At 44.3% G+C, this 19,162-nt stretch carries 20 protein-coding genes and 1 pseudogene (1 of these 21 only partly in view); 4 read left to right on the top strand and 17 right to left on the bottom strand.

Going from position 1 to position 19,162, the window contains the following annotated elements; genetic code table 11:
* Positions 1-543: the end of a hypothetical protein gene (locus tag A2048_08770; protein OGP07548.1), read on the top strand. 2,013 nt of this gene lie to the left of the window's left edge; only the last 543 of its 2,556 coding nucleotides appear in the window; its start codon lies off the left edge, out of view; the stop codon is at positions 541-543.
* A gap of 2 nt (positions 544-545) precedes the next feature.
* Here A2048_08770 and A2048_08765 read toward each other — a convergent pair whose 3' ends face one another.
* Positions 546-728: a hypothetical protein gene (locus A2048_08765; protein ID OGP07547.1), complete on the bottom strand. Its 183-nt coding sequence runs from the start codon at positions 726-728 to the stop codon at positions 546-548.
* A gap of 28 nt (positions 729-756) precedes the next feature.
* The gene (locus tag A2048_08760) at positions 757-1,779 is read right to left on the bottom strand and encodes a DNA methyltransferase (GenBank protein OGP07546.1); all 1,023 of its coding nucleotides are present in this window, start codon (positions 1,777-1,779) and stop codon (positions 757-759) included.
* An 87-nt stretch (positions 1,780-1,866) separates the two neighbouring features.
* Here A2048_08760 and A2048_08755 point away from each other — a divergent pair, with 87 nt between their 5' ends.
* Both A2048_08755 and A2048_08750 read left to right on the top strand, forming a co-directional pair.
* Positions 1,867-2,103 (top strand): transcriptional regulator, encoded by a 237-nt coding sequence (locus A2048_08755; GenBank protein ID OGP07545.1) that lies wholly within the window; start codon positions 1,867-1,869, stop codon positions 2,101-2,103.
* Positions 2,103-3,563 (top strand): hypothetical protein, encoded by a 1,461-nt coding sequence (locus tag A2048_08750; protein ID OGP07544.1) that lies wholly within the window; start codon positions 2,103-2,105, stop codon positions 3,561-3,563. Before A2048_08755 ends, A2048_08750 begins: the two co-directional genes overlap by 1 nt.
* Positions 3,564-3,925: 362 nt before the next feature.
* Here the strand turns inward: A2048_08750 and A2048_08745 are convergent, their stop codons facing one another.
* The 15 genes and pseudogenes from A2048_08745 to A2048_08675 form a co-directional block, all read right to left on the bottom strand.
* Positions 3,926-4,291 carry a hypothetical protein gene (locus A2048_08745; GenBank protein ID OGP07543.1) on the bottom strand — a complete coding sequence of 122 codons (366 nt, stop codon included), beginning with the start codon at positions 4,289-4,291 and terminating at the stop codon, positions 3,926-3,928.
* Positions 4,292-4,438: 147 nt separating this feature from the next.
* Positions 4,439-5,038, bottom strand: coding sequence for a hypothetical protein (locus tag A2048_08740; GenBank protein ID OGP07542.1), 600 nt, complete (start codon positions 5,036-5,038; stop codon positions 4,439-4,441).
* Positions 5,035-6,021, bottom strand: coding sequence for a P-type DNA transfer ATPase VirB11 (locus A2048_08735; protein OGP07541.1), 987 nt, complete (start codon positions 6,019-6,021; stop codon positions 5,035-5,037). The genes A2048_08740 and A2048_08735 overlap by 4 nt, the downstream gene beginning before the upstream one ends.
* A complete protein-coding gene (locus A2048_08730) occupies positions 6,018-7,073 on the bottom strand; it encodes a hypothetical protein (GenBank protein ID OGP07540.1) in 1,056 nt (351 codons plus the stop codon). Before A2048_08730 ends, A2048_08735 begins: the two co-directional genes overlap by 4 nt.
* Before the next feature lie 11 nt (positions 7,074-7,084).
* A complete protein-coding gene (locus A2048_08725; protein OGP07539.1) occupies positions 7,085-7,786 on the bottom strand; it encodes a hypothetical protein in 702 nt (233 codons plus the stop codon).
* Positions 7,783-8,463: a hypothetical protein gene (locus A2048_08720; GenBank protein ID OGP07538.1), complete on the bottom strand. Its 681-nt coding sequence runs from the start codon at positions 8,461-8,463 to the stop codon at positions 7,783-7,785. The genes A2048_08725 and A2048_08720 overlap by 4 nt, the downstream gene beginning before the upstream one ends.
* On the bottom strand, positions 8,460-9,434 hold the full coding sequence (locus tag A2048_08715) for a hypothetical protein (GenBank protein OGP07537.1): 975 nt from the start codon (positions 9,432-9,434) through the stop codon (positions 8,460-8,462). The genes A2048_08720 and A2048_08715 overlap by 4 nt, the downstream gene beginning before the upstream one ends.
* A 14-nt stretch (positions 9,435-9,448) precedes the next feature.
* A complete protein-coding gene (locus A2048_08710; protein ID OGP07536.1) occupies positions 9,449-10,156 on the bottom strand; it encodes a hypothetical protein in 708 nt (235 codons plus the stop codon).
* Entirely contained in the window at positions 10,153-12,519 is a 2,367-nt protein-coding gene (locus tag A2048_08705; protein ID OGP07553.1) for a hypothetical protein, read from the bottom strand. Before A2048_08705 ends, A2048_08710 begins: the two co-directional genes overlap by 4 nt.
* An 89-nt stretch (positions 12,520-12,608) precedes the next feature.
* Positions 12,609-12,824, bottom strand: a complete 216-nt coding sequence (locus tag A2048_08700) for a hypothetical protein (protein OGP07535.1) — start codon at positions 12,822-12,824, stop codon at positions 12,609-12,611.
* A gap of 15 nt (positions 12,825-12,839) precedes the next feature.
* Complete coding sequence (locus A2048_08695) at positions 12,840-13,133, bottom strand: hypothetical protein (GenBank protein OGP07534.1); 294 nt, start codon at positions 13,131-13,133, stop codon at positions 12,840-12,842.
* Positions 13,134-13,145: 12 nt separating this feature from the next.
* Positions 13,146-13,463 (bottom strand): hypothetical protein, encoded by a 318-nt coding sequence (locus A2048_08690; protein OGP07533.1) that lies wholly within the window; start codon positions 13,461-13,463, stop codon positions 13,146-13,148.
* 589 nt (positions 13,464-14,052) lie between these two features.
* Positions 14,053-15,564: pseudogene (locus A2048_08685) on the bottom strand (copper-translocating P-type ATPase).
* Between the two features lie 203 nt (positions 15,565-15,767).
* Positions 15,768-16,370, bottom strand: a complete 603-nt coding sequence (locus A2048_08680; protein ID OGP07532.1) for a hypothetical protein — start codon at positions 16,368-16,370, stop codon at positions 15,768-15,770.
* A gap of 5 nt (positions 16,371-16,375) precedes the next feature.
* Positions 16,376-18,292, bottom strand: a complete 1,917-nt coding sequence (locus A2048_08675; protein ID OGP07531.1) for a hypothetical protein — start codon at positions 18,290-18,292, stop codon at positions 16,376-16,378.
* Between the two features lie 64 nt (positions 18,293-18,356).
* Between A2048_08675 and A2048_08670 the strand changes: the two genes are divergently transcribed.
* Complete coding sequence (locus A2048_08670) at positions 18,357-19,076, top strand: hypothetical protein (GenBank protein ID OGP07530.1); 720 nt, start codon at positions 18,357-18,359, stop codon at positions 19,074-19,076.
* Positions 19,077-19,162: the final 86 nt, after the last annotated feature.

Raw genomic sequence — 19,162 nt, 5'->3', positions numbered from 1 at the left:
TACTCATCCATTGGGCTGAAAAAGGGAGAAGCCTACACTGTAAAAGATCAGCAAAGGAATTTTGTGACGCTTCAAAAGCCAGATGGTTCCTTGATGAAATGGAAACCGAACAGCAAAAGTAAGGTAAGTGTCTATCTGCCTAAGAAACAGGAAATTGCCATCGGCGAAATGGTCCGGGTCACCCAAAATGATCGTAAAAATGATCTTGTTAACGGCGATCGGGCCAAAGTGACTAAAATTAACGGCACGATGCTCCACTGTCAGAAAGAGGGCGGAAAGGTTTTCAAACTCGATGTCACTAAGCCATTACATTTGGAATATGGCTATTGCTCCACCGTCCATTCCGCTCAAGGAAAAACATGTAAAAATATTTTGATCGAAGCGGACACCAAAAGCCTCACGACCGCGCGGGACAGTTACTACGTGGCCATCAGCCGCGCCCGAAATGAAGCCAAGATTTACACCAATGATAAAACGAAATTGCCGGAAGCGATGAGCAGAAGGAATGAAAAGGAAGCGGCTTTGGAGTTGAGCAAGGGATAATACTATCGGCCAATCATGCGAAAGAAGATGTTGAAAATGCCGAAAAAAATCACGACGGTCATGTGGATGGTAAATTTTACAATTCCCAGAGCCAGCTCAAGGAACCTGAAAGCGTATTCCATGAAAAGCCGAAACCCAGTTTGAGGTTGAACCATGTCCGTCAGTTCTTCTGTGAGCATTTCCATAAAATTACCTCCGGGCAATCTGAAATAGTTAGCCTACTTTAACAGCAAATAAGCTTGGTCTGTTTTTATAAGTATCATCAAGAAAAACTGCCTCGCCAGCCATGATCCTATCGTAGCAATCCCTAGCAAGATCAATGTTTATACAGTCAATGAACCGAAAGGCTGAAGCCGCTATATATTCACGTTTTTCTTCAAACATCAGCCATCTTCGGCCCTCTCGCTCAGCAACCTCACCAAGGGTATTTGAACCGCCAAAAATATCTACCACCACATCGTTTGGTTTTGTAAGAAAACGAATAAAAAATTCAGGCAGTTTTTCAGGAAATCGAGCCGGATGTCTGTCAATATTCAAAGAATTACAATAATTCTCATATTTACCACTAGATCTTGAGTTTGGTATTTGAAGAAGGTTTGAAGGAATTGCGCCACCATTATCTTTGCCAAAACTATCACTAATATCGTGACCTGAAGGCCTTTCTTTGGGCGAATAGTATTTGGCTGGATTTTTCAATAGTTTTTTCATTCTGTCACTATACTCAGTAAGAACATTGCTTACATCCGCTTGGGGCCATTCAGTTTTACTAAGCCACCAAACTGTGTTAACAGCATCTTTAGCTCTTATTTTTCTCTTATTTACCCATTCAATGGGACTAGGTAATTTGGAAGGGTTATACCAATAAAATTCTTCCGCCAAAAAAAAGCCAAGTTCATCACAAACACGTAATAAGAACCTAAAATTATAAAGGCTACGAATTGGAAGTCCTTTTTGATATGCTCCTCCCATATCAATTACAAAACTGCCCGTATTTTTAAGTTTTGCGTGAACCACTTTACAAAATTCAAGTAACCAATCTACATATTCTGACTGATCTTTATTTCCATAGGATTTTTGTCTTTGCAGTGCAAAAGGAGGGCTAGTTAGAACCAAATCAACTGAATTATCTGGCAATTCTTTTAAAAGTATTTGTGAATCTCCACAATACGTTGCGCCAAATTCTGTAGTATAAGCAGGCTGAATGGTCGTCGGCATTAAAGGTTTAATTTCTTGCATATGTGTCTCTTAGCAGATCCCAGTAAAAACTCAAGTGCTACTTATAGTCTGTAGACTTATAGAGTGCATTATCAGAAATGAATATTCATGTCTAGGAAGTCGAATGTTTTAACTGCTCGAAAATTGTTTGCGGCAAATCTAAGAAAATTTCGCACCGATCAATCCCTTTCTCAAGAAAAACTTGCCGAACTAGCAGGTCTACACAGAACTTATATTGGTGCTGTTGAGAGAGCGGAACGTAATATTTCTATTGATAATATTGAACGTATAGCTCGCGCTTTGAATAAAACTATCAATGATTTCTTTTGCACTAAAGGACAATAATGGGACTTAAAGAAAATGCGAGCTTTCTTAGATTTGTGACTATGGGAGCCTTGGGGACACGGCACGCCTGGAAAGTGCTGGAGTCTAAAGGACATAACATTGTTGAGTTAGAGAGATATTCCAGTTCAAATAAAATTTGGGCAACCAAAATCAAGAGATTAAGACTGCCTGACTTATTATGCGTTAATTGTGGCACTCGTTTTGAGGTTCGAGCGAAGAGCAAACTTGAAATTAAAATGAGCCATGCTCAATCGAACCCTGATCGGTATTGGGATAGCGGTTTGAGAGATGAAGATATAGTCATTTTCCTTCTGTGCAGACCAGATGAAGAGATTACAACTAGCCGACCAATCAATGCTTTCTCAGTTCAATCCTTAAGAGCATCTCAAAGTAAAGCAAAGCTAGGCCCGCCAAAATCTGCTTCCGAAGGCGCAGAAAGGGACCTTCAATGGCCATCCTGGGTTCCAAATTATGCGGGAACTATTGAACAAGCTGAGGAGTTTTTAAAAGTAAAATATGATATTGGCCGAAATTATTCTTACAGACTGAAAGGCAAACTTTGCTATTTTCCTATTGGGTACAAATTCAGTGCAGAAGATCAAATTGCTTGTGGGGCACCAACGAAACAGGTCGATCTGAAGTGTAGGGGAAAAACATGGAACATAAATTTGGATAGCTCGCAAATACTCCCAGATTTATATGCTGCTATAAAAGCTATCGATAAAGATAATTTCCTCTCGAACTACGATATGTTGAAAATTTTGCTTAATAATGCTGATTTAAGGCTGAAGTTAGAAGTAGCAGGCATTTTATTTAAATATGCAAATGATCCAATAGCTTTGAAGATTCTTCTTAGTAGCACAGCCATTGGTAACGATGAGAATGCACAATGGTCTATGGAGTCGGTATTTATTTTCAGTGAGATAGGCAGCCAGACTGCCATTGAATTGCTGACAAAAATTGCCGCTGATTCAAACCATGTTGAGGTAAGAGCAGCAGCAGTATGGAACCTCGGAGAACTAAAATCGAATATTGACAACGTTATTCCGTCCTTGAGCGACAAGGAGACCAATGTTAAAAACCATGCCATCATTTCCCTTTCTAAGTGTATAAATGGTCCGGAAGAAACACAAAAATTGTTATCTCTGATAAAAAACCAACCCTCACTTCAATCAGCCGTTTGCGAAGCACTCATTTTAGGGAAAAGAACCTGCATTAATTCCGTATTAGATAGTCTCAACTCTGACTCTGAAAATGTAGCTCGTTGCTGCTTCATTATTTTATGTAGATCAGATTTCAAGCAGGTGCATCAAACTTCTTCTTGGGAGAAAACTACGCACGGCTCATTAAAATATATAGATTGGTATTGGAATTGGAGAGAAGAAAGTATTTGGAGTAATGATTTGAATAGGCAGGACCTAATTTTATTAACAAAACAATTTGGAAATATTTGGCATTGAATAGCTTTACCTCGCGAAAAAGAAAAGGCGGGGCCGAAACCCCGCCTTTCAGTTCAACGGTAATGCTCAAGGACAATACGTATTGCTGAGTTTGCACCATCTCTGGCGGATTGCTCAGTCCTGTATCCCTCGCTTTGAGCAACGATTTCCCCATTCTTGGCTTTTATATGCCAATAAAAAAGGCCGTCGCGCCCCTTAAAGATACTGAACATTCAGTACCCTCCTTTTGTTTGTAGACTCATCCAGGGACAGCAATAACAAGTCTGGATTGACATAAAAGGAGATACCAATTACATTATTCTTATTGCACAAAAATAACGTGGAATTGGGCTGTCCCATCTCCACCTATACAAAAAGCCACCTTACACGGTGGCTTTTTTGTAATCTTTAAGATTTACTATAATCATCTTGTTTTCTTCATCCCATTGCATGGGGTAACTTCGAGTTTCCTGATAATCCAAATCAAAAAAATCGAGAAAAGCTTTAGCTGAAAGTGACGCATTTTGGGGTCTAACTTGTAGCTTACAAATACCGCTTTCTTTTTCATCATTGGTTAACTGTATTCCAACTTTCCCTTCATCTTTATCATAGAACAGAACCCCAAACTTAAAGCTCTCTAGATGAAACTTGTGGATGAGCCCCTGACTAAATCCTATTTGTCCGTTGGATCTAATTGAAACCTTTGAAATAAAGCTCTTATTTGTATTGGTAAATCTTTCGAAAGCCATGATATATCATCTCATAAACTGGTTAGTTTGTCAAGGCCAACTTAGCTATAAACATATCAAACCCAGCGTTAAACTATAGTTCATATTCGCAAAGCTGACAAAATCATTAGGTGTGCCTATTATATTATAATAAACATGTACTTATGATTAAAAAATCACTAATGGAGGACTTTTTTTGATTGGATTATTGATGAAAACAACTAATGGAGAGCTGGCGCTGAAGGTAGTATTAGAACTAGAACCATTAATACTTGACAAAGTCATAAGAGCTTTTTGTTGCCATCTTTTGGCAAGAACGGGGTTACTGGAATGATAGTTTTTCCACCCACGCTCTTTCAATATTTTAGCCACCCGCTTTAAAGCAATATCGGGGTTCAACACCTCATCCAATGACCATCCCTTAGGCCGAATATTTGCCTCATGGTTGATCTGCCCAATACCTACATCAACCCGATAACGTCCTGTTGAGATCAGACTTTGTGCAAATAGTTTCGCTTCGGAAAGATGATCAAAGAATTTTGACTTAGCGGTTTCAGGTTTGCCGGGAAGATTCCATGCGATTGCAAAATAGCGGCAACCCGATTCATGGGCGATAATAGAGAGCAGTTCGTTTTCGTTTACTTTCTCTTCTTTGGCTGTTTCAGCCACTTTTTGACGAAGTGCGTGATCTTTGCAGTTGGCTATGGCCATATTTGAGATGGCCAACATGAAAACTAAACCAAAAATGAATGAGACGAAATACCTCATTGCTGAATGGCCTCTCGGTAATAAATATCTGAAATATACCGATACCCCTTTTCTCCGCGCTTCCATTGAATGACGATGGGAATGATGCTTCGGATGTACTCAAGAATTTGAGGTCGCGTCATGCCCAGGTTGGCCTGCATAACCATGAGAGCCAGTTGGTCAAAGGCCAGTTCCGGCGTGTCCGCATGAATCGTGGTCAAGGAGCCCGGATGCCCAGAGTTAATCGCTCTCAAGTAAGTGAAAGCTTCTGCGCCTCGTAATTCTCCTACAATGATGCGATCCGGCCGCAGCCTTAGTGAGGCCTCTAAAAGCTGCTGGGTCGTCACATTGGACAATCCTTGGCCTCCACGGGAGGCAAGGAGGTGGACACGGTTTTGATGAAACACTTTCACTTCACGCGCATCCTCGATGGTCAAAATCCTCTCTCGTTGCGGAATAGATTTGAGGCACATGTTGAGAAAAGTCGTTTTCCCTGTAGAGGTCCCTGCTGAAATCAGGATGTTCTTTTTAACAAGGAGGGCTAGTTGGAGAAATTCCTCATAACGTCCTTTTCTGAACAGCGTCAGTAATTGCCCTTCGGCTTCCTCTTCCCAAGAACTCCTCTTATTCACCAAATCAAAAGCCTTCATTTTTCGATAATCGTCCCACGTCAAATCTAAAAGAGCCTGCTTACGGATAGAAATGGCAATGCAGTCCATCTCCACCGCAGGAGGAAGAACTATTTGCACACGGTAATCGCCGGGCAATGTGGCTGAAAGAATGGGTGTTTCCTCAGAGATTTCTTGGTCAGAATATTCGGCTACCAAATCCGCTAAGGTGTGAAGATGATGAAAATGAAGTGCCGGTACGATGTAGCACTTCATTTCTCCATCTTTTTCGACCCAGACTTCTTCGGGGCGATTGATGGATATTTCAGTCACTCCTTTTTCATTAAGAAAAGGAGCCAAAGGTCTTAAAAACGTATGAATAGCCACATTGCTCATTGGACAAAGACCACATCGCTTGTAGGCAAAGAGGACAGTGCGTCCGAAAAGTCTAAGTCGCGTGCCACAAAAACTTTAATTAACGACCCATGCTTCACATTAATTGTGGGAGGGATGTTGATATTGTCGGCTAGCGCTTGATTGGCACTGTTTTGAAAAGCCTCTGAAATTTGCTGACGGTAAGCGGCCGTAGAATTGTAGGGATCCATCGTGCTCACTCCGGCATTGGCCGTACCGGCACCGATGATGCTGAGTAACATGGAAGTTCCAAACATCTGCCAAAAGTGGTGGTTTACCTTGCCGGAAATACCTGCTCGTCCCAAGGAGTCTGTACCGCCTGAATTAAGAGCTACCTCCAACCCATCAGGTCGCACCAATCTTGTCCAAACAACAAAAACCCGTGATTGACCCTTTCTCACTTCTGAATTGTATTGCCCAAGTAGTTTTGATCCTTTTGGTACAAGCACAGCTTCGCCTGACTCGCTGTAGATGTCGTGACTCACAATGGCCCGCACCATTCCGGGCAAATCGGAGCTAATGGCGGTTTCCAAAACCGCATCAATGAGTTTCCCTTGAAGGATGATCTTATCAAGGGAGCCAATGGCCGTAGCCTGTACTCGTTCGGTCGTTCCTATATTTTCCTGAAAACGGGCATTCGGGTCCGAGTTTTCATTTTGTTTCATCCCATTCTTAGAGGGACTGGCAGTATTTGAAGAACCATTCCCTCCATAAATCAAAAGGGCTGATTTCATTCTGGCTTGTTTCAAAGATTCATCTTCATCGTTTCTATCTTCAATGACGGGAGGAGCTTCCGGTATCACCACCGGCCTTTGAGCGGCGGGCTCAAAGGGAACGGGCTCTTTATCCAAACCTTCCTTGGGTTTGTCTTCCCCTTTGAAAATGAAAAGAAGCGCAACAACGGCCAAGCCCATCAAAACAAGCCCAAAAATGTTCCGTTGTTTTTTCTTAGAAGGAGATGGATTTAAAACAGACTCTCGATCCAAAATATTTTCTTCTTCTGGTATTTTATTTTCATTCAATTCGTCGGACATGATGGACCTCCTTATTTTCTCTTTGAGAGAGGATTTTTATTAATGAGTGTGCCCACAACCTTGCCTTTTCTGAAAACAAAGCGGTCGGCAACACGCTCGACGACTACATAGGCACCGTCGATACGGTAATTAACGACGGACTCTTTGCCATTGGAATCAATCCAGAAGATAGCTGGCAAATCGGCCAAATCCTTAAATTGGATATAGGTAAACTGGCTATTATCGAAAGCGCGGACAAAGCCACTCTTCTTGTTGTTCGTGATTTTGTAGCGGAAATTATAATCCGCCGGAGATTTTGCGGATTTCTCCTCCAAATAAGTGAAGTTTTTGACATACTCAAATCTGAGTAAATACGTGGATAACTTCGGCGTCGTTGCACCCATATCAAAGAAATAGATATTTTTATTTGTGACGATTGTGAGGTTGGAATCTGGATTTTGTTCCACTGGTTTCACAAATATTCGATTTCGACTGGGGACTACCTGCCAAGCAATTGAATCTCCGGGGACAATAGTCTCCACAGTTTCAGATGGGGAGAATTCAATCGTTGTCCCATAACCATAGGAGGATCGAATATTATAAATCTGATTGGGGCTATAGATGGCCTGTTTCAGACGTGGATCCGTAGATAACGCTTTTGGGTCTATGGAAGCCCAACTCTGGTTGAATGTGCCAAAGAACAATAAGGTTAAAGTAATGAGTTTTGTTTTCATCGGATCATCTCCTGGTCCAAGCGGTAAGACATCACCTGAAATCCTAAGGGATTATTGAGTCGGTCTTGCTCATCCATCGGGGCATTCACGTAACGGAATGTCAGGATGGCGACCCAATAACTCTCACGGGTTTCAATGCGCGAGTTTTCCATCGCGGCGAGTCTCACCTGTGCTGTTTTTTTCTGTTTATCTAAGAAGGAAACTGAAGTTATTCGGATGGTGCGGGTTGTCGTCGTTTTAAAACGCTCAATGGGACTGTCTTTATTGCCATCGGTAATCCATTTATTAAATCGCTCGGCCTCATCGGGCCCCGACATGAGTCTTACCACTTCATAATTTCGATTTAAGTCTTGGGGGTCATAGGTCTCGCGGGCAATCACATACTTAACGATGAATGACTTCGTTACAGCTTCTTCCTCGGTCAGAGTATTCTCATGGTTTTCACGCAGAGGTTTGAGAACAGTGGTAAGCCCTGATTTATTGTCGACTTGAATCACATAGGGCTCAACCGTTTTAAGGGGCACTAAAGAAATAAGAGCGATTCCTAAAATGCAGGTAAGAGCTAAAGAAACAGTGCCAATCAGAAACCAACGGTTACGGCTAATAACTGCATCACCGTAAAGGTCTTGATACCATTGGGAAACCACCGGATCATCTTTCATTATTGGAAGCGTCATTTAATACCTCTCGTGGTGCTTCGGATGGGTGGTGTGCTAGGGACAAAGGGCGGCGGCATCTTTGGAATACTTCGAGACGATGCTTGTCTATTTGCATTTCCAGAGATTTGTTTTCCCGCTAAGCGGCTAACAGAAGAAACGGGGCTGGTTATGTATTTCTGATAAGCCCCCATCGCCGAAAGAGTCACACCTCCACCTAAAGAGGCCGAGATGCGTAGGACTTGGGAGAACAATAATCCGGAAATAGTTCCAGTCAGCAGATAAGGAATGGTGGCAACCATCGTCAGGTTCTCACCTGATTGTTTGATGGCTGCCACAGGCGCTTCCATGAGCGTTAAAATGAGCCCCAAGAAAGCGTAGGTAATGACGGGAATCATGGAACAGTTGATAAGGTAGTTAATCCATGCCTGAAAAATTCCCTGCGTACTCTTCCAAAGAGCCAATGCGATAAACAAGGGGGCAATGGATAAGAGAATGGCGAGCCCCAGCTTGGAGAGAATAATCAAGAACAGGGCAACACCTGTGAGAAGAACGGTGGCGACAAGCATCACTAGAGCCAAAAGCATTTGTCCAACATCCAAAGTTCCCGCTTTGGTGTACATTTGTCGGGATGCCTCGACACCTGTGGAAAACACTTCTTCAAGCTTTTGGTTGGGATCGTTTGATCCAACCAGAGCCGCCGTTATTTTTTCAGGGCCATTGGTAAAAACGTTGTAAACGAGGGTAGTAAAAGTCCCCCAATTGGTCGCCAACTGGAAAATAATCATGGCTTTTAAGATGTGACGGCTGGCTTCCTTAAGCGTCATTGAGATTGCCCCTTGCAGAACCCCAATTCCAAACATGGCGACATAGGCCACCAACATGAGGCGAAGCTCCGTCATGTGGCTGTTGGCTACCGCTTGGTACGCTTTCGCTGTGTACCCAAGAGTGATCTGATCAACATGAGCTAAAATTTCGCTGGGAAGAGCCATAAAAATACCTTTGCCTATTGCATCTGCTTTCCAAAAAATTCGGCGTGATTGGCAGTAGCTTGATTTTGGCCATTTTGGAGAGATGCCTGCAAAGATAGTTGCAATGCGCTCAAGCGGGCCATATCCACATTCAAGAAACCATTCTCTGCTGCAATTCGACTGTTCAAGTCGGTCGCATTTTTTACATTATCGGTTTTGTCGATTTCTTGCGTGAGGGTTTCAATAGTTTTTAAACGATCTTGAATTTTGTTGTAGATGGCTTCCGTTGCGGAGAAAGATGCTTGAGTATTCTGCGTCGAAACTTGGTAGCTGACAGCGTTTCGATCAGTCGAACTTTCAGAGAAGAGCTTTGAATCCACGGAAGGAAAAAGTTTATTGTAGTAATCTTGTCGTTCTGAAAAAAATCCGGGGAGTTTTCCGGACTTTTGTTGACTTACCACTTCTTGCCACGTACCGGGCAGTGCTCGACGACTCGTTTGATCTATCTCCCCGTTGGCGATTTCACTTACTCCATAAGCTCCTGTCACTGCGTCTTTGGTCGCTTCCATTTCGGCATATTGCTGTTTTAAAACCTCATACTGCTTTTTCATCTCGTTGATCTGTTGAACCATTCGGGCAATGGCTGTCGTGTCAATCACAGGCCAGGCCGCATGGGCGGATTGGATGGTCGTGATGCCAGACATGCCCAAAAAGAACCCCATTCTTAAAAGATGTTTGTTCATAGTCTTGCCCTCTGTTGAAAAGTGTTTAACCAATCTTTGGGGTGATCTCCCTTGTCTTTCCGAACCTCATCCAGAAGAGCCACGCTTTTAGAGGTTCCTGAAAGAACACGGATAAAATCTTCCAATCCGGCTAGATCGAGTTTAGCGACTACAGAATCCTGCCCGTGTTTGATAAGAAAGGTTCGGTCGGCGGGGTTCATCGTGCGAATCAGTTCAAACTCACGCTCGCTCAGTTTGAAGGCGTCACAATAACCTTCAGTGGTGGCTTTATGGTTTGGGAGAAAAACAGATGTTGCTGATTGCTGAACAAGGGTATCGCCAATGCTAGAGTGAATAGCAGACTCGATATTGGGCGTGAGGAAAATGACGAAACCGTTCCTCTTTCTGATAGTTTGCAACCAATCTTTGATTCGGGGAGCAAAAAAAGGATTATCTAAAAGTTTCCAGCCTTCCTCTAAAACGATAATGGTAGGCTCTCCATTGAGAGCGATATTGATTCGATGGAAAAGATAGGCCAATACAGGCGGAAGTCCTTTTTTGTCCTCAAGGATTTCTGCCATTTCAAATCCATAAATGGATTGGTCAAACTTGAGGATATCCTCTTCATGGCCAAAAAGATTTCGGTGAGTCCCCGTTCCGTACCACATAGCAAGTCGGTTGGAGAGAGAACCGGCGCCCCTCAACCCTAAAAAGGGCGCCAAATTCTCGAGGGAGCGGTGGGGTAAGTCGAGGGTAAAATTTCCATCAACCGCTTCGGAAATTTTGGATAATTGTTCAGCCGTAAATGGCTCTTTCTCTACAGCCAAGAGGAGCTGTAGCCATTCAGTTAGAAAAGATCGGTTTTCAGGGGTGTCGGGGAGTTTGAGAGGATTGAAGCCGCTGGGCTTGGAGATGCCGAGAGTGGAATGAGTCCCTCCCATGGCCCGAAGAAAAATCTCTCCACCACGGTCTTTGTCGAAAAAGAAAATCTTGCATCGGTATTTGAAACACTGGGCAATTAAGAAATTAAGTAAAACACTCTTACCCGTTCCTGTAGGACCAATGATTGTCGTGTGACCTACATCGCCCACATGAAAATTGAAATAATACGGAGTCCCGGAAACAGTCTCCAATACAGTAACAGAAGGCCCCCAATGATTATTGGCAAACTTCCCACAGGGATAGTTATGAAGAGAAGCAAACCCCGCAAAGTTTGCCGTGCTAATCATTGCGTCACGAGAGATAAAAGAAAAGTTCCCCGGCAATTGAGCCCAAAAGCAGGGTTCCATGTTCAAATCTTCGCGGACAGCCACAATCCCCAGATTTAAAAAAGAGGCCTCGACCTTGGCCAAATTTTGATCCAACTTTTTCGTGTTTTCGGCTGTCACGAGAACCGTCAAATGGTGGTAACCAAAACCAATGCGGCCCGAAGTTGCATCATCGAGAGCTTCATCAATTTGCTCAATCTGCGATGCGGCCAAATCCTCTGTTTGGATCATTTTCCTCTGTTGAAGTTGAATTTTGCTTAACGAACTTTGACGGTCCGAAAATAGAAACGACTGCGTCAATACAAACTCGGCTGGGATTTCTAAAAATAAATCCAAAAGACCTGGAATGGTTGCATCAGAATATTCTTTGATGGAAAGAATGGCTCCCAACTTCGTTGAAGTAATACCCCGCGCCTCCATAGCGTCTTTCCCGAAAAAAAGACGCTTGGAGGGGAGGTATCTCGCCATCTCCATTTGCGGAGCGAGGATGGGACGGTCCTCGAGATTGACGAGCTGACTGAAAAATTGTGCGGGTTCTGAGAAAAGACCTTTGTCGGTTTGGACCATTCCCAAAAGTTTAGGCCCATAATCCTTGAGATTAGCCAGAAACCGATTCGATACCGATTGAAGTTCCTTGTAAGCCAACTTTAAGTGGCTGGACTGGACATCCTGTTTTAGTTTTTTGGATACAAAGCCTTTCAGCCCTGCAAGGCCGGGTGTGTAGGCTTTTTGAATGATGCTAAGATAAAAATCATTAACGTAAAGTTCCAAACTATCATGCTTATTCTTCCAGGCTTCATTTAAGTCGTTTCCAAAACCGTGTGGGAATTTTCCATCGGGGTAAATATTCTGTTTTCGACGGATAGTGTGGGCATAAACCGCATAGCCGCTTTTAGCGATGCTCCTTAAAAGCGTGTTGCGAATATTCTTTTGAAATTCTAGCCAGTCACCATCTGCTGTTTCAAAGGCGATCCCATTAATTTTGATGATTTGGAGGAGATCACCGGATTTGGTGAGAATGGTATTCTCATCATAGTGGCAAGTATAAGGGATAAAGTCGGCGGATTTGACTTCCGCCTTTGCCACTTTAAGAAATGGGGACACTTTTAACTTCAGCTTTAAATCAAAAGCTGTCGTAGCTATTCGCTCCCCAAAACCTTTTGTTTCTACATTTTGCGCAGCATTTTGCATATATGAACCACAAGTCAAAAGTTCGTGGGTCTCTCAAGCACGCGAGGTATCCCAATCCATGAAGGAGGGGCAAAAAAACAAACAGCGGCAAAAAAGAATTTAAACCCAGAAACAAGACTATGTTGACCAACCCATTGATGACGAAAAAACTTTGAGTCACCCCAAGAAACATCGTGGGGCGCGTCAAACCCAGAAAAAGCAAGTCGTGTGATTCTATTTTCATTTTTCATGGCCTAATGACCTGTTCAATTACCTGCGAACATATCGACGATTGAAGCCGCTCCAAAAACAATAGAAATGCCTAAGGCAACCTGCAAAGCTCGTATCCAAGAAATCCGCCCGAACAAGGCTAAGATCCCAAAGAAAACCACCGCTAGGATAGATAGAAGACGGGCCGTGGTGCCGGTCATGATATCAACGATTGTTTGGAGTGCGCTTTCCCAAGCGGGGCCAGCTGCATAGGCCCATTGAGGAACAGTACAGAGTGCAAAAATGAGAAGAGGTAAAAATAGTTTTGTTGGATGCTTTGATGTTTTCATTATGTCCCTTTCTCAATAATATTTGATTTCAAAGTTGAAATGAGGATGCCCCATCACAAAACTCTTTTCGCCTGACAAAGAATGCCAACACAAAAAAAGTGACAGCATGTTGACGCCGTAGAATTCGTTTTTCTTGCGCCAGAGGTTGGGATTTTCGCGAAACCAATTGAGGAGGTCTTCTTCAACGACCCAAATTCGATTGCCACGCTTGGTGATACAAGGAATGGATTTCCAATTACGAATAATGGTCCGGACAGAAACACCTAAAATGGCAGCAATTGGCTTATAGGTAGATAACACCTTCGGCTTGGGGAGTTGCTTTTTGATCATGCGCAAATCCTCCAATCAAAAAATGGGAAAATGGGTAAAGAAGGCTTGATGGAAGCCTTAGGGGAAGGCTTTCGATAAGATGTACGGTTCGCGAATTGAACCCTTCCTCGAAGGCTTACGGGAAGCCTTTGGCAAAGCCTTTCAGGAAGCCTTGCTGAAAGGCTTTCGGGAAGGCTTAATAATGGTGGAATAACTCTGGCAAAGGGCTGTAACGCCACGGGAAAAATCAAAATGCCCTTGATAGGTAGAGTCGATATGCTATGGAGTAAGCGAAACATTCAGTGTAGCCTTTCAAAAGCTAACTGAACGATATTATTGAAAACACCCGCTTAGGCCGCATTAGAAAGCTCGATACACGCGGTTCTAAAAGCGTCCAGCCGGGGGCACAACGATTTTCCGTAAGGCAAAATCGTTCCTCCATTCCTCTATGATTGTGGTGATGTTGGTCGGGAAGTCTATCTACTACTTGTATGTATAACTCATGCGACGAGGAAAAAGACCAGAGCGAGTACCAATTGTCTTTGGAAATTACGTGCCCAGCTTAAGTTTTATTCCCTTTCGCCGAAAACTCTACGGCATGCCCCTTTCTTTAAGCCATGGCCATCTTGCTTACTTTGAAACGTTTGAGCATGGCTGAATTCACAATGACTGAAAGCGAACTGAGCGCCATGGCAGCCGCGGCGATAATGGGATTTAAAAAGCCAAAAGCGGCAATGGGGACTCCCACTCCGTTGTATATAAAGGCCCAAAACAGGTTTTGCTTTATTTTTCGCATGGTGGCCCGTGAGAGGCGGATGCTGGTCACCACATCCCGAACATCGTTTTTGACGAGGATGATGCCACCCGTTTCCTTGGCCACGTCCGAACCAGAACCGATGGCAATTCCGATGTCGGCTGTTGCTAAAGCAGGAGCGTCATTTACGCCATCTCCCACCATGGCGACGATTTCCTTTTGATCTTTCAATTCTTGGATGATCTTGGCTTTATCCCCGGGAAGTACTTCGGCGATCACGCGATCAATCCCCAATTCTTTGGCGATGAAATTGGCCGTCCGCTGGTTATCCCCGCTTAACAGGATAATTTTGAGACCTTCGGATTTAAGAAGAGTCATGGCTTCCTTAGCCTCTGGCTTTAAGGCATCGGCTACAGCAATGACGCCCGCTAAAACCCCATCCACCCCCACGAGCATGGCTGTTTTGCCCATGGCCTCAAGTTTTGTCATGGTTTCTTCCACCGTAGGGGCGTATTGCAATACGCCCTTACCCAATAGGATTCCTTCTCGATCAAAAAGTCGGCGATTCCCCATGAGAACCATTTTTCCTTTAACACTTCCTCTAATTCCATGGCCTGGAATGGCTTCAAATTTTTCCAGCTTACCCAAAGAAAGCATTCTCTTTTGGGCTTCCCTCACAATGGCCTCGGCCAAGGGATGTTCCGAGCCTGATTCCAAAACGGCGGCGAACTCGAGAATTTGAGTCTCTGAAAAAGAAGAGAAAGAGAGGATGTCAGTGACGGTTGGCTTTCCGACAGTCAAGGTCCCCGTTTTGTCGAACACGATGGTCGTTAATTTTTTCGCCCGTTCCAATACTTCTCCGCCGCGAATAAGGATGCCGGCCTCGGCCCCTTTACCCACGCCCACCATCAGGGCCGCCGGTGTGGCAATACCCAAAGCGCAAGGGCAGGCGATGATCAGCACTGCGATGAAAGCAAGGAGCCCCTGGGGGAAATTTCCGGCAATCCACCATGATCCGAATGACAAAAAAGCCGTAATGACGACGGCAGGAACAAAATAACCGGTGACCTGATCGGCCAGGCGCTGAATAGGAGCGCTCGTTGTTTGCGCTTCTTCTACTAATTTAATGATTTGTGCGAGTGTAGTTTCAGAACCTATGCGCGTCGCTTTGACCTTCAAGAGTCCTTTTTGATTGATCGTCGCCCCGATTACAATGGAGTCTTTTTTCTTTTCCACCGGCATGGACTCGCCGGTGAGCATGGATTCATCCACGGATGAGGCTCCGCCGATGACGATGCCGTCCGTGGGGATCTTTTCGCCTGGCTTGACGATCAGGACCTCATCCACCATGACTTGTTCCGCAGGGATCTAGGTACGACCGCCTTTCTCAGTGGTCAAAGCTTTGGCCTTCTCCACAATCATCCCGCAAATAGGATCCTTTGCTGTACCCGCCTCGAGCGGGGCCATCACCTGGCCCGGTGATTTTGTCGCATGCTCTTTCATCATAAAAGGTCCTTTATTCTTGATCGGGATGATGGGCCTGGTTAGACTCCTTCGGTTCTTTAGTTTGCTTAATGATTATGGTCATGTCCATGGTGATCATGCGGAGCCTCTTCTTTTTCCGGAGCGGATTCTCCATGTTCATGATTCTCTTCCTGGGGTACCGCTTTTACAGCAGCTCCTTCTACGAAGACCATTCGTGAGCCCAGATCGGCATTTTGCAGGGTTAGAAGTGTGGTAAGACCAATTAACACCAGAAAAAATGGCGATGCTTTTGGCATTCCTTCGCGTTTCAGGAAGCTCCAAAGCATCAATCCAACAGCCAAGGCAAGAATGACGAATCCAAGCACCCGATGAGTTCCCATCATTCGATGAATAGTTTCTCCATGCGGAAAGCTCTCTTGGGCCCAATACCCTGTCAGGACTGAAAGGATGGTACCGGCCATCCCGAAACCCAGACAGATCTGGCCCGCCAACAGAAAATCTTTTCTTTTCTGGATAATGCCGATGAAGTAGAAAAATAAGGCTATGGGAAAAAGTGCGATGGGGAAATGTACAAAAACAGGATGAATGTTGAAAACTTGACTAAGACCTTGAAAACCTAAAAGTGACCAATCCATAAAGGCCTCCGAATCTTGAAAGAAGGTGTTTAAAAACGCACCACTTAATAACACGGTCGTTACTTCAAATCACCATAAGAAAGAGCCCTTAAAATTTCCCCGTCCACCTCATAAGTTTCAAGATTGGTGGCGGGATCGACAACACCAAATTCTCCAATCAACGATTCAAGGTAAGTTTGAACATTTTGAGCAGACTCATCGCGGGTTCCTTTGAAGGCCAAGAGGGCATAGGCGGTTGCTTGATAAGCATTGTCATTGGCAGACGAATTGGTCACTTGGCCCGAGGGCGCTACCAACTCTTTCAGATGGGCAAGAAGATCCTCGATGAGAGCCTCAAAAGACGGGGCTTGAGGGCTTGTTGCCATCACAAAAAGGGGCATGGCAAGGGAGATGTCCCCCGATTCTAGAGTGGGGTCTGCATCGTACTGGGGTAAAAAGGTATTTTGAGTATAAGTGGATAGCAGTGACAGGGCGTTTCCATAATCGGAAGAAAAATTTTCACTTAAATTCGCCATGGCCCCCACGGCTTCGACGCACAGGGAAAGATCCCAGGGGATGATTCCAGGCAAAGCTACTCTGGCTTGAATAATGCGGTTGATGATCCCGTCGACACGCATGCCCGGGTCATTCCCAAAAACAGGATCACGAACATCTAAGAGCTGGCCAAAGGCATTAATGACCTTGTCCTGCAAGGCCGGGGTTGGATTTATTTCAAGATACCATGCAAGAAAGGTCCAATTGGGGCAGGAAAGGTTCTTTGATACATCCGCAGGATTGACAAGAAAGGCGGTTATCAGCCCATCAAGATAAGAGGCGGTTGCATCGAGAGTCCCTTGCAAAAGGGGCGCATCAATCCATAAATCTGCATCAAAAAATCCCAGCGCGGTAATGCCAGTGACGTTTTGAAACCCCGTTATTTGAGGGGTTAAGGGTAAGTTTATATCTTGCTGCCAATCAAAGCTCCCATCATCGTTTTGAATCTGGCTTAAGCGATTGGACAAGCGGGTAAGTTGATCCAAACTGGCGGTGATCCGATTGTCATTCCTCTCATAAAACCAAACTTTCTTGCCCGTATCCTGAGCGACGATGAAATCGCATGATTTACTGCGGACAAAACCTTCCTGATCGTTATGGGGGAGGGCCCATTCCTGAACCAGGGTGCCATCTAATTTAAAAGCGGAAAGTTTATTTGCGGAATCATAAATGGCATAGAGCAGGCCCGTGCTTTCTTCGTAATCAAGCCCTGCAAGATCAGTTCTTCCCGGAACGGGAACCCATTTTTTTACAAATTCAACGACAGTGGATGAAGAGCTTGTCTTGATGGGGAGTTTAAAAACGTAGATGCTTCCTTCTCCTTGATGTCCGGCATAAAAAAGCCCTCCTTCGGGGTCGAAATCATCAGGAACAAAAATAAGCGCTTCAAGCCCTGCATTGGAAGCGCCCTGCATCCAGGGGGTCAAATTAAAACTGCGCGTCACTTGTCCGGTGACAAAATTGAATTCTTTGATGCCATCGGGGTTTTCGACACCCAAATAAATAAAATCGCTGGTCTCATCGGCGACGGTAATTCCCTCCAAATCACCCCCCACATTCCAATTGGCAAGGCCGCTCCCATCGGCACTCATCATGCTGACAACGCCTTCATCACTGACCAATAAAATCTTGTTTAAGGTTTCATGCCAATCGGCACCGCTGGGTTCGTACCCACTCGCCAAATTTCCACCGATGTCGATAGGTGGAGGATCAAACACAAAATCTCCACACCCAAAGGCCTGTGAATCAGCCTGGCCTATTGAAGGGGCCTCATTGCCCGCATCTGTACCCGAAAAATCATTTTCATCGTCAGGACCCGTGTCAACCACTTCTTCCGTGGTTTTTTGGGAGTCACTTTCACCATTGCAAGAAGAGTCGCATCCAAAAGTAATCCCAAGAAGAAAAATTAAAAAAACAATACGGTAATGGATTGAAATAAACATAGAATGTTAAATTATTCTCTTTTATATTATTTTACAAATACTTAATTAAGTGAAAGGAAGTGATATGTCCCAAAAAAATATGGCGGAATCCTTAAAAACCAATCTGGAAATGATTTCACAATGGGGAGTTGATATCTTGCCTCGTGCTCAAAAAACGTCAGTTTCTCAAGAGGAAAATAAGCCTGAAATAAAAATGAACTCACAAAATTTATCTTTCAACGAATCAAGATTAAAACAACTTTGTGATGATGAAATCGGCAATTGTACCCGTTGTGTTTTACATAAAGGTCGTACCAAGCTGGTTTTTGGTGTGGGGAACCCCAATGCCGAGCTTATGTTTGTGGGAGAAGGGCCAGGAGCAGATGAAGATTTAAAAGGCGAGCCCTTTGTGGGTCGGGCCGGGCAATTACTGACCAAAATGATTGAGGCCATGGGATTAAAACGTGAGGATATTTATATTGCTAATCTCATCAAATGCCGCCCCCCCAATAACCGTAACCCCGAGCCCTCTGAAATTGCCCAGTGCATGCCTTTTTTAAAAAAACAAATAGAGATCATTGGTCCCAAGGTGATCGTTTCTCTCGGAAAGTTTGCATCACAGACTCTTTTGCAAACAGAAGTGCCCATTACCAAGCTGCGTGGCGAGTTTCAAAATTATGGTCCGTCAAAACTGATGCCCACCTATCATCCGGCCTTTTTGCTCAGAAACCCCAATATGAAAAAATTTGTGTGGGAGGATTTGCAGAAAGTGATGAAGGAATTGGGGATAGTCGCTGGTTGCTAGTTGCTCGTGGGGATTGCTCGTCGCTCGTAAAGCGGGGTCCCCGTATTTACGAGCGACGAGCTTACGAACCCGCGAGCCCACGATTC

The organism is Deltaproteobacteria bacterium GWA2_45_12 (genome assembly GCA_001797365.1).
In the GTDB taxonomy this organism is placed as follows: domain Bacteria; phylum UBA10199; class UBA10199; order UBA10199; family UBA10199; genus UBA10199.
This window is presented reverse-complemented; position numbering and strand designations above follow the sequence as displayed.